Annotated in this window: 11 protein-coding genes and 1 riboswitch; of the genes, 7 read left to right on the top strand and 4 right to left on the bottom strand. The window is 59.9% G+C overall.

Translation table 11 applies throughout. The features are described 5' to 3' along the window. Nucleotides 1–98: 98 nt before the first annotated feature. A complete protein-coding gene (locus tag IF654_RS20755; protein WP_047273091.1) occupies nt 99–431 on the bottom strand; it encodes a DMT family transporter in 333 nt (110 codons plus the stop codon). A 147-nt stretch (nt 432–578) separates the two neighbouring features. Here IF654_RS20755 and waaA point away from each other — a divergent pair, with 147 nt between their 5' ends. Beyond that, nucleotides 579–1,856 carry a lipid IV(A) 3-deoxy-D-manno-octulosonic acid transferase gene (waaA, locus tag IF654_RS20750; RefSeq protein WP_047273092.1) on the top strand — a complete coding sequence of 426 codons (1,278 nt, stop codon included), beginning with the start codon at nt 579–581 and terminating at the stop codon, nt 1,854–1,856. Nucleotides 1,857–1,886: 30 nt separating this feature from the next. Here the strand turns inward: waaA and IF654_RS20745 are convergent, their stop codons facing one another. Together IF654_RS20745 and IF654_RS20740 are read right to left on the bottom strand one after the other, a co-directional pair. Next, entirely contained in the window at nt 1,887–6,581 is a 4,695-nt protein-coding gene (locus tag IF654_RS20745; protein ID WP_194862101.1) for a dermonecrotic toxin domain-containing protein, read from the bottom strand. 138 nt (nt 6,582–6,719) lie between these two features. Continuing rightward, the gene (locus tag IF654_RS20740; RefSeq protein ID WP_047273094.1) at nt 6,720–8,156 is read right to left on the bottom strand and encodes a TolC family outer membrane protein; all 1,437 of its coding nucleotides are present in this window, start codon (nt 8,154–8,156) and stop codon (nt 6,720–6,722) included. 182 nt (nt 8,157–8,338) lie between these two features. After that, a riboswitch (TPP riboswitch) is annotated at nt 8,339–8,444 on the top strand. 154 nt (nt 8,445–8,598) lie between these two features. Between IF654_RS20740 and thiC the strand changes: the two genes are divergently transcribed. Both thiC and cytX read left to right on the top strand, forming a co-directional pair. Beyond that, nucleotides 8,599–10,491 carry a phosphomethylpyrimidine synthase ThiC gene (gene thiC, locus IF654_RS20735; protein WP_194862102.1) on the top strand — a complete coding sequence of 631 codons (1,893 nt, stop codon included), beginning with the start codon at nt 8,599–8,601 and terminating at the stop codon, nt 10,489–10,491. A 112-nt stretch (nt 10,492–10,603) separates the two neighbouring features. Beyond that, nucleotides 10,604–11,866, top strand: coding sequence for a putative hydroxymethylpyrimidine transporter CytX (cytX, locus tag IF654_RS20730; RefSeq protein WP_047279937.1), 1,263 nt, complete (start codon nt 10,604–10,606; stop codon nt 11,864–11,866). A 57-nt stretch (nt 11,867–11,923) separates the two neighbouring features. On the opposite strand, the gene IF654_RS20725 is transcribed toward cytX, so the two are convergent. Then, nucleotides 11,924–12,670 carry an RsiV family protein gene (locus tag IF654_RS20725; protein WP_194862103.1) on the bottom strand — a complete coding sequence of 249 codons (747 nt, stop codon included), beginning with the start codon at nt 12,668–12,670 and terminating at the stop codon, nt 11,924–11,926. Nucleotides 12,671–12,891: 221 nt separating this feature from the next. Between IF654_RS20725 and IF654_RS20720 the strand changes: the two genes are divergently transcribed. The 4 genes from IF654_RS20720 (at nt 12,892) to IF654_RS20705 (ending at nt 15,603) form a co-directional block, all read left to right on the top strand. Continuing rightward, a complete protein-coding gene (locus tag IF654_RS20720; protein ID WP_047273098.1) occupies nt 12,892–13,518 on the top strand; it encodes an NUDIX domain-containing protein in 627 nt (208 codons plus the stop codon). Beyond that, nucleotides 13,509–13,961, top strand: coding sequence for a DUF1249 domain-containing protein (locus tag IF654_RS20715; protein ID WP_047273099.1), 453 nt, complete (start codon nt 13,509–13,511; stop codon nt 13,959–13,961). Before IF654_RS20720 ends, IF654_RS20715 begins: the two co-directional genes overlap by 10 nt. A 106-nt stretch (nt 13,962–14,067) precedes the next feature. Beyond that, nucleotides 14,068–14,883: a 3',5'-cyclic-AMP phosphodiesterase gene (cpdA, locus tag IF654_RS20710; RefSeq protein ID WP_047273100.1), complete on the top strand. Its 816-nt coding sequence runs from the start codon at nt 14,068–14,070 to the stop codon at nt 14,881–14,883. 111 nt (nt 14,884–14,994) lie between these two features. Further along, nucleotides 14,995–15,603 (top strand): YqiA/YcfP family alpha/beta fold hydrolase, encoded by a 609-nt coding sequence (locus IF654_RS20705; protein WP_047273101.1) that lies wholly within the window; start codon nt 14,995–14,997, stop codon nt 15,601–15,603. Nucleotides 15,604–15,632: the final 29 nt, after the last annotated feature.

Raw genomic sequence — 15,632 nt, 5'->3', positions numbered from 1 at the left:
TCAGCGTTCAAAGACAAGGCCGGGAGTATACATCCTGATCGCGCCCCTATCAGGCTAACCCTGCGACGCCGGGCTTCAACGCCACGGCGTGCAGCGGGTTAATGACCGGCGGTTTTGGAAAACAGCTGAATCACCACCACGCCCAGCACAATCAGCGCCATGCCCAGCATGGCCGGCACGTCGAGTTTCTGTCCGTAGATAAACAGTGCGGCAACGCTCACCATCACGATCCCCATGCCCGCCCACACAGCGTAGGCAACCCCGACCGGAATGGTGCGCACCACCAGCGTCAGCATCCAGAACGCCGTGGCGTAACCGGCAATCACCAGGACAAGGGGCAAGGGCGTGCTAAAACCTTTGATCGCTTTCATCGATACGGTGGCAATCACTTCGGCGCAAATGGCGATGGCCAAGTAGTAGTAAGCGTTCATGTTGGAGTCCTGAATGAGGGGCGCAGCAATTTAACAGCACGGCATTCTAGTGATTGTAAAAGTGTGTAGCGGTTTTTTATTGCATCTTGCGCGGGCCCTGTTCGGTGCCATCATCGTGGATGTCGTTTTCAAGTAAACTCCGCGCCCATGAATAGAACCCTGTACACCTTGCTGTTTCATCTGGGGCTGCCGCTGGTAGCGATTCGCTTGTGGCTGCGGGCACGCAAGGCGCCCGCTTACGCCAAACGCATCGGTGAACGCTTCGCCCTGAACCTGCCCGTGATGCAGCCGGGCGGGATCTGGGTGCATGCCGTGTCAGTGGGCGAGAGTATTGCTGCCGCGCCCATGATTCGGGCGCTGCTCACACGTTATCCACAGATGCCGATCACTGTGACCTGCATGACGCCGACGGGTTCACAGCGGATCGAGGCCCTGTTTGCCGATGAACCGCGTATTCAGCATTGTTATTTGCCTTACGACTTGCCGTGGGCAGCGGCGCGCTTTTTGGCGCGGGTGCAGCCCAAACTGGCCGTCATCATGGAAACCGAGCTGTGGCCCAACCACATCCACCAGTGCGCCAAGCGCGGGATCCCCGTGGCGCTGGCCAATGCCCGGCTCTCGGCCCGTTCGGCCAAAGGCTATGCGCGTTTCGCCAAACTCACCCGGCCCATGCTCGAAGAAATGAGCTTGATCGCGGTGCAGACCGAAGCCGAAGCCGAGCGCTTCCGTCAGTTGGGCGCGCGTCCCGAGTGTGTGCAAGTGACCGGTTCGATCAAATTCGACCTGACCATCGACCCGCAACTGCTCACCGCGGCGCGGGCGTTGCGTGAGCAATGGCAAGCGCAAGAGCGCCCGGTGTGGATTGCGGCCAGCACCCATGAAGGCGAGGACGAAATCATACTGGCGGCCCATCGACAATTGCTCAGCCACTATCCCGATGCGTTGCTGATACTTGTCCCGCGTCACCCCGAGCGCTTCAACAGCGTGTTCGAGCTGTGCCAGCGTGAAGGTTTCGATACGGTGCGCCGCTCTACGGCCGCCCCGGTCGGCCCGCACACGCACGTGCTGCTCGGGGACACCATGGGCGAGTTACTGTTTTTGTACGCGCTGGCTGACAGCGCGTTCGTTGGCGGCAGTCTGGTGCCCAACGGCGGGCACAACCTGCTGGAACCCGCCGCGCTGGCCAAGCCGGTGCTCAGTGGTCCGCATCTGTTCAACTTTCTGGAAATCGCTGCGCTGCTGCGCAACGCCGGTGCGCTTGAAGAAGTGGAGGATGCCCAGGGGTTGGCCGTTGCCGTTCAGCGTTTGTTCGAGCTGCCTCAAGATGCGCAGCATATGGCACAAGCTGGCCTGAACGTGATGCTGGCCAATCAAGGCGCTTTGCAGCGCTTGCTGGATGGATTGGCGCGCTTGCTGGCGCGCTAAGCCACCCAGGTCTCGCGTGATGAACCGCCCTTAGTTGGCCAGGGGCAAGAACCAGCGCTCAGCCATGGCCTTACCGATCTGGCCACGGTGAATGTTGACGATGGCTTGCCCAGTTTGAGCCGTATTGAGCTGCGAGTAGTAGCTTTGTTTGCGCTGCTCGCCGGTTTTCAAATGGGCGACGGTGTAGCGCTCCTTTGGGGTGTCGAGTTGCTCATAGTGAAAATGGGCATACCACAGGGGCGTCTTGCCCGGCTCGCTGATGGCGTATTCCTGAATGAAGTCCTGACGCTCGCCGGTTAACTGGATACGGCGCCCCAGCCCTGCAATCTGGACGCGTCCTTCGTCGAGCAGGTAGTGCAGGTTGCCGTGGGTGGGCGGCAGTTCAAGGCAAAGTTGAAGGCGCAGCGCCTTGCCTTGCGCTTGAAGCCGCTGGGCGGCGCTGTGCATGTCATTGATCAGGGTCTGGTCGGCGGGCAAACGCGCGGGTTCGGGTTGCTCCAGCCAGGCGGCGTGCAACTCGTCGGCCAACGTGTCGAATTTTGACGCTTCATGGGTGAGGATTTCTTCTATTTCCTGCGGGTGCCGTGCCTGGTTCTTGTATTGCAGGGCTTTGCGCTGAATCGTCTCAAACATGCCGTAGAGTTTGCGCGCCTGACCCTTGATGACATCCAGTGGGCGTTTGGCAATCGGCGCTACCGGGCGTGGCGAGGTGATCTGCACCCACTCGTCCCCGTGTTGCGAATAGGTCGACAGTACTTTGTTGTCGTATGCGTCCCGTATTTCAACCACCTCAATCGGCCACTCCCCGCCCGCTGGCCGAACGCTGCCAATCAGACTCCCTTTGCCACGGGCCTTGATGACTTTTCGCAACGGCCGGCCGGTCGCGGATGGCACGCGTTTGCGGGGCTTTTTGCGGGGTTTTGCCGGGGGTTTGATTTCAGCGGCCAGTTGCGTCGTGGCGTCTTGATAAAGCTGGGTCAACAATTGGCGCAGCTTGTTGAAATAGTTCATCTCCAGTTCTTCGGCGTTGATGAGTTCGATGCCTTGCACGGCATCCAGCGCCTGGCCGTAGTGCTCGACCAGACTGTCCAGCACCTCCAGGCGTCTACCGGATTCCAGCTCCAGGGAGTTGAGCTGGTTGTGGGTGTGGATATATTCCCTGAGGGGGTCGATGGCATTGTCGAGGCTGTCTTGTACTCGAAAGCTGGCCGTTGTTTTCGAACTGGCCAGCTTCAGGCAACTGAGTAAAAAGCTCTTTAGCGTCAGGCTGGTGTGTTCGTCAGGGGACAGGCTGGAAGTCAATTGATTGGCCGCTTCGGTCCCCGCATCGCTCAAGTTGGTCAGTTGGTCGAGGAAGTTGTTTCTGAGTTCCACATACTCGACTGCGCGCTCATTGAGGTCTATTTGCAGTTTGATGAATTGCAGAAAACCTTGTGGGTCAGCGTCACCGGCCGCTTCCAGTTCGGGACCGGGCGTCGTGAACTGAGGCCACTGTCGGGTGAGGATGCGTTGCTCGGTCGCCAGATAGGACAAGGCGACGGAGCGATTGTCGAACACTTTTTGCAGCAGGGAGATCACCACCTTTTCGCTGAACGGGATCTGCAACTGGATGCGCTCACTCATACTGTTCAACAGTTCCTGGTAGGCCATCAGTTGACGCGACAGCGCAGCTTCCAGTCGCGTGCGCAACAGGGCGAGCTGTTCAGGGGTGAAGCGTGGGTCGGTGCTTGCCTGGACATAGATCGAACGGGTTTTCTCCACAATGTCGAAAAGCGACCGTTCCTGATCGAAAAAGCCCTCCAGCGTGGCCTTTAGTTCGTTGATGCGCGCCTGTTTCTGTTGTTGATACGCGGCAATCCGTTTAGGCGGCATGCCGCCGTGCAGGCGTAAGCCCAAATCCAGCGACCAGTTGCCATCAGTGTCTGAGCGAACATTCGGCCCGCACTGGTTGTTGTCGGTGGGTAACACGATGGTGGCGCTTGCCTCCTCATTCAATTGGACTTCATAGAGTTGCGCGTCAATCAGCACGTGCCATTTCTGGTCTATTCGGTACAGGCCTTTGCCTGTACCACTGGCGTGTGCCGGTGGCAGGGGCACCGGGCGGGCAACCTGAAACCTCGCGAGCCGAGTGCGCTGGCTGGCGTCAAGCCGATACGGGCCGAAGAAACTGAAGTCCAGAACGATGCTTTGGGTATTGGGGAACTCACCGGGCAGCGCCACGGCCCCTTCAAAAATTTTGGGGAGCGGAGGAGCGGGCCATTCTTCTGCATTGCGACGTGGGGCGATGGGCCTAAGGGCCATTTTTCTCATCGTCGTCAGCTGTGCCGGTCGGTCGGGTGTGATCCTCGGCGCCAGGTGCAAAAGCACCATGCCGAGGTTAATCAGCACGTCCACCATGGCCAATTCCCGTTCTTCGGCGTCATTGCTGGCCAATGCCGGTATGTCTTGAGCGGCTGAGCGGGCCAGGCTCAACAGCCAGCCCGTCAGCATCAGGGGGCGCGGCAAGCCGGGTAGCAGCAAAAGGCTGTCAAACATCAGGCCGCCACCTTGCAGCAATACCGCCCAGCGGCTTTCACGGTTAGACACCGACTCTGCGTCGGCCTGGTCTACCAGTGCTCGGGCATTGCTGCCGTACAGCGACAACATCAGCTGACCGTTATGCAGGTATTGCAACAACTCACTGCTGGCGCCATCGGTTGCCAGTTGGGCAGGGGCGGGTACTTCACGCGGGGCAAACTCATCCCCCGTGCCGAACCGAACGTAATGCGGCTCAAGGAAACCGCCGTTGTCATAGATCGGGCGGGCACTGTCACTCAACCAGGTCAGTACGCTGGTCTGCAGAGCCCCCGGTTTGACGATGGCGTCGAGCAGCGCGTCCCGGGTGGCGAATTCAAGCAACGATTGCGCATAAAGCGGCCGATAGAGCAGGTGGGGTCCGACGTCGATATTGGCGGGTTCAATGATGAACATGTTGCTCACCACGTCCGGCGTCGCCTCGGGTTTGCGCACCAGGGCCAAATACCGAATGACCACCGTTTGCCCGTCGGTCTCGCGGTCGGCAGCCAGGGTTTTTACCAGCGCTGCCACATAGCGGGCGCCCAACGGTGTTACGCCGTTTTCGTGTTTGAGACTTAACTCCAGCGCGAGCAACGGCAGTTGTACCCGCAGGTGCTCGGCAAACAGGCGCTCGCGTGCTTGCGCATCCGGCGTATTGCTCAACAACAGGTTTTCCAGTCGCTTGGGGTAGTCGCCGCCGATGTTGGCTTGCTCGATCAGCCCTTGACTGCGGGTGATGTAATCAGGTGTCAACCACGTGGGCACACTGAGCCCCAGGCGATGACGCACGGTCAAGCGGCCGGTGGGGCGACCCTGCAAATTTTTCAGCGCCAGCTCGGTCAGGGTCATAGTGACGGGCTCTTCAATGCCAATCGTGCCCGGTAAACCCGTCACCGTATGAAACGTCAGCTCAATGTCGTCAGGGGCGAGCTGGGCTTCGGGTGTTTGCGGCTGAACCTCGGGCTCTAACCGGCTGCGCTCACCCATCATTAGCTGTTGCAGAACATCAACGGTGTAGCTGCGTATATCGGCAATGCCACTCAAAAACGTTTTGCCTTGATGGTTTTTTTTCGTGCTGGCCAGTGCCAGGCTGAATTGGCGGTAGAGCGCTTGATCCGCAAGAGCGGCTTTTTTCAGCCAGTCAGGCAGTTTCTGTTCAAGTGCGGCCAGCGTGTTTGGGGCCAGGCGTGGGGTGCTGATAAATATGCTCGAAGGGTCGGCAATATCTTGGTAGACCGCCTGCAGTTGGGTCCAGCCGAGGCTGGAAGGCAGTTTGAGCATGCTCAGGTTGGTCAACTGCTGATTCAAAATGGCCGCGCTCTGGGCATCAAAAATGTTGCCGTCGAGTTCGAAGCGTTTGATGTGGACTTCTTCAGTGGTCACCGATTGGCCAATACTCCTGCTCCAGGCTCTGGCAAATGAATTGAGGGTTTTGAAGGGTCTGACGGTTGCGCTCGGGGACCAGGAAAGCACCTGGCCAGGCAATTCGATCACCAGTCGCGTGCTCAGTATCGATCGGCTGGTTGAATTGACCAGCGTGGCTTTGGCCAGGTAGGCGCGGGTAGCCCCTTCGCCGTATTGGCCGATCCGGTCCGCACGTTCGGGGCAGTCCAGAATTTGTTTAATGGCTGCGCGGTGTGTGTCGTTCAGGTCGGTTTGTTGCACCACGCTGATGCTCAGGGTGTCCTTGAGCAGATGGCTGAGCCATCGCAAGCGACTGGTTCCGGTATTGGCCTGCGCTGACCAAAAATGCGTCAAGGCGCTTTGTAAGCCGATCGGTACACGCCAGGTCAGCTCTTCGATCACCTCCTTGACGACCGCCATGTCCAGCTTGCCCTCAGCGGGCGCGAGCCAGGTCGGTGGGTCATCGCACAGGTAATAGGGCTGGTTATTGCGCGGGGTGAAGTCCAGCTCGGTGCCACTGCCCAGATACGCCAGCACGGTAGGCATGAACGGTTGCAAATCCCAGCCGATGGTCAAGCGCGGGACGGCCAGTTGGGTGCGTTGCAGGTCGATGATGAGTGTCGGGTATTTTTCGCCAAGGGCGCCGCTGAGCATGCTGCGCACCAGCGCCTCAAGGTCGGGCGGGTTGTCGAACTGTGCCTTGACGGCACTGGCGACGGGAATAAGGGGTGCTGTAGCCGGGACAAGGGCAGGGTATGTAGACATGAGCGTACCTGTGTTGAGTTCCAGAGGTCACACGACCGATGCCGTATTAATGGCCGGAACGCTCACGCACAGGTGGTAGCCGGATATGCCCGGGCAGGGATGATCGCAGCCGGGTGGCCGCGATCACCGAGGGAAGGTTCAGTTGCCGGGCGAGCGCATGTTGGCTTCGGCGGCTTGCGCCAGATCGGGCGGCAGGAAGTCTTTGTCGGGGTTGTAGTCGGCTTTCAGGTAACGCGACAGCGCGTCCAGATCGCCGGGGTTTAGCGTGCCGGCGACTTGCTTGAGGCGCAGGTTGTCGAGGATGTAGTCGTAACGGGTGTTGTTGTAATCGCGCACCGAGTTGTACAGCTGGCGCTGGGCGTCCAGCACGTCGACGATGTTGCGCGTGCCCACCTGATAACCGATTTCCGTGGCCTCCAGCGCGCTCTGGTTGGAAATGATCGACTGCTTGCGCGCCTGAACCTGTTCGACGTCAGTGTTGACCGCACGGTGCAGGTTGCGGGTGTTTTCGACCACCTGACGGCGCAAGCCTTCACGTTGCTGTTCGGTCTGATCGAGGCGCGAGTATGACTCGCGGACCTGCGAACTGGTCAGGCCGCCGCTGTAGATCGGGATATTCAACTGTATGCCGATGCTGCGCTGCGACACGTCACCGCTGTAGCGCTGCTGCAAGGCATTGGGGTTGCTCAGGCCAAAACCGTCGTTGTCGCCGGTCTTGTACTGCGCCACCGCATCGAGGGTCGGCGCGTGACCGGCCTTGCGTTGCTTGAGGGTTTCCTGCGCAGCGTCCACGGCAAAGTTACTGGCCAGCAGATTGAGGTTTTGCTGCGCGGCGGTTTCCACCCAGATTTTGGCGTTGTTCGGTGACGGCGGCAGGATCGGCAGCGTATGGCGCATGCCTTCGATCGAGTTGTACTGACGGTTGGTCAGGGTGATCAGCGCCTCGAACGCGTCATCGACCTGGCGCTGTGCCACGATCCGGTTGGCGCGCGAGGTGTCGTAACTGGCCTGGGATTGCAGCACGTCGGTTTTGTCTGACAGACCCACGTCAAAGCGTTCGCGAGACTGATCCAGCTGGCGCTTGAACGCCGCCTCTTCGGCCTTGGTCGCGGCCAGTGTGTCCTGGGCACGCAACACCGAGAAGTAAGACTCGGCGGTTTGCAGGATCAGGTTTTGTTCCGTGGCCGACAGTTGCAGCGCGGCCTGCTCGTTGACCGATTCGGCGGCTTTTAACTGGAACCAGCGGTCAATGCGAAAGATCGGCTGCGCCAGCGTCGCCTGATACACCACCGCACTGCGTGTAGTGGTCAACGAAGGCTGGTCAATGGAGGTGCGCACGCTGCTCGACTCGGCACCGCCCGACAGGTTGGGCAGCAAGCCGGCGCGGGCCTGCGGCACCACTTCTTTGCGTGCCGCGTAGTCGGCACGGGCGGCCGCCAGGTCGGCGTTGTTATCCACCGCCTCGTGATACACGCTGACCAGGCCTGTCTGGCTGGCCAAGGGGGCCTGGGTTTCCATGGCCATTACGTTGGTCGCACAAGACACGGCGATAGCCAGTGAGAGTTTGCGCAGCATGAGCGATCCCTAGTTCAATAATGCGGAGAAAATAAACTCCCGAGGCCTCGTGTGGCACTCGTGGTGTCAAGACGTAGCGAGTGTAGTAGCGGTGACACCTTGCAACAATGCCGTTGTTGCGACTTTTATCAGGCTGATTATTCCGGGGTTGGCGTTCTGCCTCAGTCTTGTCTAGACTGGCCGGGTTCTTGTCGGGGTGCCTTGCTATGAGGCTGAGATCGAATAATTTCGGATCCCGTTGAACCTGATCAGGTTAACGCCTGCGTAGGGAACAAGATTTCTCGTCACCCGGCGAGTCCTCTTGAGTACCGTCCGGGATCGATTGTTCAAAAAATGAGCAATCGTTCGAGGCCGTCACTCAGCACCCAGTCCTTGGGGCAGTCCGTACATTTTTCAGGTTCTCCCTCCGACAATCCGCCTGGATGCAGTCTGGAGAGCCGTGATGAGTACGACAAAACTAAAAAACGCAATCAACCTCAGTGATTCGGCCAAAGTCGATGAACAGTCGGTCAAGCCCTTTACCCGCTCGCAAAAAGTCTACGTACAGGGCTCACGCCCGGACATTCTGGTGCCGATGCGCGAAGTCAGCCTGGACGTGACGCCCACTGATTTTGGCGGCGAAATCAACGCCCCGGTATTGATCTACGACACCTCAGGCCCCTACACCGACCCGTCGGTGCAGATTGACGTGCGCAAAGGCCTGGGCGATGTGCGCTCGGCCTGGATCGACGACCGAAACGACACCGAACGCCTGCCGGGGCTGAGTTCGAACTTCGGCCAAATGCGCCTTGAAGACGCCGAACTGACCCAACTGCGTTTCGCCCACGTCAAGAACCCGCGTCGGGCAAAGGCCGGTGCCAACGTCAGCCAAATGCACTATGCGCGTCAAGGCATCATCACCGCCGAGATGGAATACGTCGCCATCCGCGAAAACATGAAACTGCAAGAAGCGCGGGCGGCGGGTCTGCTGGACCAGCAACACGCCGGACACAGCTTCGGCGCCAACATCCCGAAAGAAATCACCCCTGAGTTCGTGCGCGAAGAAATCGCCCGCGGCCGCGCCATTATTCCGGCCAACATCAACCACGTTGAGCTGGAGCCCATGATTATCGGGCGCAACTTCCTGGTGAAGATCAACGGCAACATCGGCAACAGCGCGCTGGGTTCTTCGATCGAAGAAGAGGTGGCGAAACTGACCTGGGGCATCCGCTGGGGGTCGGACACCGTCATGGACTTGTCCACCGGCAAGCACATCCACGAAACCCGCGAGTGGATCATCCGCAACTCGCCGGTGCCGATTGGCACCGTGCCGATTTACCAGGCGCTGGAAAAGGTTAACGGCGTGGCCGAAGACCTGACGTGGGAGTTGTTCCGCGACACCTTGATCGAACAGGCCGAGCAGGGCGTGGACTACTTCACCATCCATGCGGGTGTACTGTTGCGTTACGTGCCGCTGACGGCCAAGCGCGTGACCGGCATCGTGTCCCGGGGTGGCTCGATCATGGCCAAGTGGTGCCTGGCGCACCACCAAGAAAACTTCCTCTACACCCATTTCGACGACATCTGCGAAATCATGAAGGCCTACGACGTCAGCTTCTCGCTGGGCGACGGCCTGCGTCCGGGCTCGATTGCCGACGCCAACGACGCGGCACAGTTCGGAGAGCTGGAAACCCTGGGCGAACTCACCAAGATCGCGTGGAAGCACGACGTGCAGTGCATGATCGAAGGCCCGGGCCATGTGCCGATGCAGTTGATCAAAGAGAACATGAACAAGCAGCTTGAGTGCTGCGACGAAGCGCCGTTCTACACCCTGGGCCCGCTGACCACGGACATTGCGCCGGGCTACGACCACATTACCTCGGGCATCGGCGCCGCCATGATCGGCTGGTTCGGGTGCGCCATGCTCTGCTACGTCACGCCCAAGGAACACTTGGGGTTGCCGAACAAGGATGACGTGAAGACCGGGATCATCACTTACAAAATCGCGGCCCATGCTGCCGACTTGGCCAAAGGCCATCCGGGTGCGCAAATCCGAGACAACGCGTTGAGCAAGGCGCGTTTCGAGTTCCGCTGGGAAGACCAGTTCAACCTCGGCCTGGACCCGGACACCGCCCGCTCGTACCACGACGAAACCCTGCCCAAGGACTCGGCCAAGGTCGCGCATTTCTGTTCCATGTGCGGGCCGAAATTCTGCTCGATGAAAATCACGCAGGAAGTGCGCATCTATGCCGCCAACCAGCGCATCGACGCGGTTGACGTTGATGTGGCCCAAGGCCTGGCCGAGCAGGCCGCGCGCTTCAAGCAGGAAGGCAGTCAGCTGTACAAAAAAGTGTGACGTCAGGGCAGCCCCTGTCGAGGCGTGTCACTGCGCCTCGACGGCGGTGACCTGATCAGGCAACGGCCACAGACCCTGACAGGGTTGTCCTCCTCTTTTCGAGACACATTCTTTGAACGTACCCGGCCTGTATTCCCCGGATTCTGCGGTCCCGGCGGACCAGCGTGTCTTCGGTGCACGCGACCTGTTTTCCCTGTGGTTTTCCCTCGGCATTGGCTTGATGGTGTTACAGACCGGCGCGTTACTGGCGCCGGGCCTAGGCCTGTCGGGTGGATTGCTGGCAATCTTTCTCGGCACGCTGGTGGGTGTCGCCTTACTGGCGTCGGTCGGGGTGATTGGCTGCGACACCGGCCTGTCGTCCATGGCCGCGCTCAAGCTCAGCCTCGGCAGTCGCGGTGCGCTGCTCCCGGCGCTGCTCAACGTGCTGCAACTGATCGGTTGGGGCGCGTTTGAAATCATCGTGATGCGCGACGCCGCCAGCCTGCTCGGCGCCCGGGCGTTCAGCGACGCCAGCGTGTTCAGCAACCCGCTGCTGTGGACGTTGTTTTTCGGGGTGTTGGCGACCTTGCTGGCTGTCAGCGGGCCGCTGACGTTTGTGCGCAAAGTCCTGCGCAAATGGGGGATTTGGTTGCTGTTGGCGGCTTGTCTCTGGCTGACGTGGAACCTGTTCTCCAAAGCTGACCTGGGCGCGTTATGGGCGCAAAAGGGCGACGGTTCACTGCCGCTGGCGGTCGGTTTTGACATCGCGATTGCGATGCCATTGTCATGGTTGCCCTTGATCGCGGACTACTCACGCTTTGGCAAACGCGCGAAAAAGGTCTTTGGCGGCACGGCTGCGGGCTTCTTTTTGGGTAACGTCTGGCTGATGAGTCTTGGCGTGGCGTACACCCTGGCGTTTGCCCCCAGTGGCGAGGTGAATGCGTTGTTGTTGGCGCTGGCCGGGGCAGGGTTGGGGATTCCGTTGTTGCTGATTTTGCTCGACGAGTCGGAAAACGCGTTCGCGGACATTCACTCGGCGGCAGTGTCGGGCGGGGTGTTGTGGCGATTGAAGGTTGAACATCTGGCGTTGGTCATCGGGGTGATCTGCACCCTTATCGCCTGCTTTGCGCCGCTGGCGCAGTACCAGAACTTCTTGTTGCTGATTGGCTCGGTGTTTGCGCCGTTGTTTGGCGTGGTGCTGGTGGATCACTTCCTTGTGCGCAAACGCAGCGCGCAGGTGACCACGGCGTTGTTCTGCTGGCCGGCATTGCTGGCGTGGGCGGGCGGGGTGAGTACCTACCACCTGTTGGCCAATGTGTATCCGGATGTGGGTGCGACCTTGCCAGCGTTGGTGCTGGCGGGGGTATTGCAGTGGGCTTTTGGGCGTCGCCGCTAAAAGCCCCTCACCCCAACCCTCTGCCTGTGGGAGAGGGTTGGGGTGGGCTGGGGAGGCTCACCGTTGTGCAGGGAACCACTGCGGCTTGAGAATCCCGTTGAGGCGCGAGTAAGGGATTTTCAGTTCGACATGGCCTTCGGAGTACGGCGCAATGCTGTACACATCGTACTTGAGGACCACATTGTCCTTGAGCAAGGCCACGTGCGGGGTTTGTTGGAACGGCCAGTTTTTGACGAACTCGGGATCGTTACCGAGGCGGGTGCTGATCAACCAGTTGTTGTGTGCGACTTTACCTGCAGCCCAGAAGGCTTTCTCCTGACCTGGAATCAACATGTCCTGCAAGGTCACTTCCCGCTGATCCTGACGCGAATAGTTGATAAAGCCACGGCCTGGCATGCCGTGCGCGCCACCGGTGTCCAGGTAGCTCGACAGCTCAATAATCACCAGGTCGTCATGCTGCTCACGTACCTTGGCCTGCAAATAGCTGCTGTTGCGACTGGCGGCGGTGCGCAAAAACTGTTCGCGGTAGGCATTGAGAGAGGGCGCCAGTTTGTCTTCAGGCGAGAAGACGGTCATTTTCAGCAGGCGGCTTTCGATCAGCGCGTCCAGTTTGGGGTCGCCCTGCGGGTGTACGGTGTCGATGTTCACCAGCGGGCAATCCTGGCCCTTGCACCCGGTCTTGAGCTGTTCCGAGGCATCAGGGGTGAAGGCCAGCGGTTTTGGCGCGGACGCTTGAAATACGCTCTGGCATGCGCCCAGGGTCAGGGCGATGCAGGTCAGGGAGGCAAACTTTAAAAGCGACATGGTCGTCCTTCATCAACAAAAGAAAAGCAAAATTATGGAGGTTCGACTGCCTGCGAGGGCATCCGTTCGCCACTAAGCTTAAAGGTGCCAATTAGAGTTGGTTTGCAGGTGATCCGTCTATCCCCGTGTCAGAAAAGTGGCTGCATCGCGGCGTTCATGCGCGTTAGGATGCGCGATGCCGCGGGCCACCCCGGCAGGAATTAGCCAGCAAGAGGTTTGAAATGACGGATACCACGAAGGCGACTACGCCCCGCACAGTCGAGATCGTCAAGCGCGAACAGTGTTTTAAAGGTTTCTACCAACTGGACCGCGTGCACTTGCGCCACGAACTGTTTGCCGGTGGCATGAGCCGTGAGATCAGTCGCGAAGTGTTTGTGCGCCATGATGCGGTTTGCGTGTTGCCCTACGACCCGCAGCGTGACGAGGTGGTGCTGATCGAGCAGTTCCGCGTCGGCGCCATGGGCAAGACCGACACGCCGTGGCTGATCGAGCTGGTGGCCGGTTTGATCGACAAGGAAGGCGAGGTCAATCCTGAAGACGTGGCCCACCGCGAAGGCGAAGAGGAGGCCGGTGTGACCTTCACCTCGCTGTGGCCGATCACCCGCTACTTCCCGTCGCCGGGCGGCAGCACCGAATTTGTGCACCTGTACGTGGGCCGGTGCAGCACCGAAGGCATTGGTGGCTTGCATGGCCTTGAGGAAGAGGCGGAAGATATTCGAGTGACAGTTTGGGCGTACGAAGATGCGCTTCAGGCAGTACGCGATGGTCGAATTTCCAATGCAGCGAGCATCATTGCCCTGCAATGGCTGGCGCTCAATCGCGCCGAGGTGAGGGGGTTATGGTCGTAAACGGGGTGCGCGACCGTTATCGGGTCGACTTGATTGGCTTGCAGGCTGCCTGCGAGGCCAATTACGCGCGCCTGATGCGTTTGTTGCCCGACATGCGCGAGCAGCCTGATGCGCGGCGCATTGCCGTGACCCAGGGCGATCAGATGCTGGGCGTACTGACCCTTGAAGTGATGCTCGACTGCCCGTACACCAGCACCCTGCGCGTGCGTCAGGAACATAGCTTGCCGTGGTTGCCGGTGCCCGAGTTGCAGGTTCAGGTGTATCACGATGCGCGCATGGCCGAAGTGATTGGCGCCGAGCATGCACGACGCTTTCGCAGCATCTACCCTTATCCCAATGACGCCATGCACCAGCCTGACGAAAAAGCTCAGCTCAATGTGTTTCTGGGTGAGTGGTTGAGCCACTGCCTGACGTGCGGTCACGAATACGCACAAGTCAGGTAACACCGCTTCAAGTCGCTGTCGAATCGCGAGGCTGCGATCGACAGCGCAGGCGCTCAGGCTAATGGCATAATCGCGCCCTTCATCGACGCCCTCCGGGAGAGCCGCCTTGCCGAGTGTTTCCACCCTGACCACTGAAGACCCGGTGCTGCTGGTGCAGCTCTCTGACAGCCACTTGTTTGCTGACGCAAACGGCTCCCTGCTGGGGCTTAACACCGCGCGCAGCCTGCAACAGGTGATCGACCTGGTCAGTGCCGAGCAGCCGTCTGTCGACGTGTTGCTGGCCACCGGCGATCTGGCCCAGGACGGCAGCGTCGCGGCCTACCAGTATTTTCGACAGGCCACCGCCGCGTTGGCGCCCGTGGCGCGCTGGATTCCGGGCAACCATGACGATGTTCAGCAGATGCGCGAGGCGGCCATTCAAAGCCGGTTGATGGAGCCGCGTGTCGATGTTGGCAACTGGCGCATCACGTTGTTGCATTCCAACGTGCTGAATAAAAGCCATGGTTATCTGGAGGACGACCAACTCCAGCGACTGGCGCAATCACTGAGCGAAGCGCCGGAACGTCATCACTTGGTTTGCCTGCATCATCATCCGGTCCCGGTTGGTTGCCAGTGGATTGAGCCCATCGGCCTGCTCAATGCCGACGCGTTCTGGGCGGTGGTGGACCGCTTCCCCCAGGTCAAAGCGGTGTTGTGGGGGCATGTGCATCAGCCTTTCGATCAGCAGCGTAAGGCGGTCAGGTTGCTGGCCACGCCTTCAACCTGTTTCCAGTTCGCGCCCCACAGCGAGGATTTCAAGGTCAGCACCGAGGCGCCCGGCTACCGCTGGCTGCAGCTGAACCCTGATGGCACTTTGGATACCGGGACCTCGCGGGTGGCGCACTTTGACTTCGAACCCGACTACTCCCACGACAAATATTGACCACTGGACAAACTTACAGATGATGGGTCGAGTCATTCACCCCGAGTCAGGCTAAACTGCGCGTCTTTCTCAAGGCTGTGTCTGGCTGAATTTGTACTCGGGAGTAATGGCATGTCGGGTTCCATCTTGTATATCCACGGTTTCAACAGCGCGCCCGAGTCCAAAAAGGCTTCGCAGTTGACGTCGGTGATGCAGCAAATGGGTCTTGGTGAGCAACTGCGTGTGCCAGCCCTGCACCATCACCCGCGACAGGCGATCGCACAGCTTGAGGCCGCCATTGGCGAGCTGGGCAGCCCGCTGCTGGTGGGCAGCTCCCTCGGCGGCTACTATGCGACCTGGCTTGCCGAGCGCCACGGCCTCAAAGCCTTGCTGGTCAACCCGGCCGTCAGCCCGCACCGCATGTTTGACGGTTATCTGGGCACCCAGACCAACCTGTACAGCGGCGAGACCTGGGAGCTGACCCACGATCACGTGAACGCCCTGGCCGAGCTTGAAGTCCCGGCGCCCCGCGATCCGCAGCGCATTCAAGTGTGGCTGCAGACCGCCGATGAAACCCTCGACTACCGCTACGCTGAAACGTACTACGCAGCGTGTGCCTTGCGCATTCAGGCCGGGGGCGATCACAGTTATCAAGGTTTTGCCCGGCAACTGCCCGCGCTGCTGAGCTTTGCCGGAGTAGCAGCAGAACAGTACCAGGCCATCGACTTCGCGGCCCTGTGAGGCACCGGCGAATGGCCTTTATTTTCTTT

Source organism: Pseudomonas lundensis, assembly GCF_015377145.2.
GTDB classification, from domain to species: domain Bacteria; phylum Pseudomonadota; class Gammaproteobacteria; order Pseudomonadales; family Pseudomonadaceae; genus Aquipseudomonas; species Aquipseudomonas lundensis.
The sequence above is the reverse complement of the archived record's forward strand: the minus strand, read 5'-3'. Positions and strand labels throughout refer to the sequence as shown.